Source organism: Bacillus sp. Marseille-Q3570, assembly GCF_946151055.1.
Classification (GTDB): Bacteria; Bacillota; Bacilli; order Bacillales; family Fictibacillaceae; genus Pseudalkalibacillus.
In genome coordinates, this window is record NZ_CAMGYZ010000049.1 from 1 (window position 1) to 881 (window position 881).

The 881-nt window shown below is 38.5% G+C and carries 1 protein-coding gene; it reads left to right on the forward strand.

The features are described 5' to 3' along the window. A partial coding sequence (locus N8M93_RS22700; protein WP_261134907.1) for a hypothetical protein occupies positions 1-881 on the forward strand: 881 nt, incomplete at both ends.

Genomic DNA, 881 nt, shown 5'->3' on the forward strand with positions numbered 1-881 from the left:
CCATTAAGCATGAAGACGTTACTGTTATCGGCATGAAATCCAGTGGTGGCTTTAAAGGGGATGACATCAAGCAAGAGATTGAAAAATCCATTGAAGGAATTGGGGCTAAGCCTGAATATATCATCAGCGACCAAGCTCATAATCTTACAAATGGAATTAAGCAATCAGGTTTGCTGCACCATATCGATATCAGTCATGCCATGGGCACATGCTTTAAGCATGCTTATGGAAAACAACCTGATTTTATGAACTTTACTGCACTTCTTGGGAAAATCAGATTGCAATATCAACTTACAGATAAAGCATATCTTTTACCTCCCAATATGCGTAGTATCGCCAGATTCATGAATTTCCATTCATGGGTTGATTGGGGCAACAAAATGCTTGAAAGTTTCGATAAACTCCCAGAGAAAATGCAGGAGGCGTATGCCTTCATTCTTGATTACAAGGAACTATTGGTTGAATTGAAAGTCGCTGTATGTGCTGTAGAGTATATAGAAGCCGTCTATAAAACAGATGGATTCAATCTTGAGACCTGTAACAAGTGCAAGAAATATATCATGCAGCACGTCATCGGTAATGCAAACAACCGCAGAGCTATGCTTGGAATCGAGATTTTAGAGTACCTCAAGGAGCATGAAGCGAAGTTGAATGCTTCTTATGAATCACGCAACATCTCTTCTGATATCATTGAATCAACATTCGGTGTATTCAAACAAAAAAAGTCGCCAAACAAATTGTACGGCATTACTCCTTTTGTCCTGTTTATACCGTTACACGCAAAACTCAAGAACGATTCTGCCACTAAAACATTTAATTTCAAAGAGCGATTATGTAATGTTAAACTAAAGGACATTGATGCTTTTGCAAAGAAGCACATG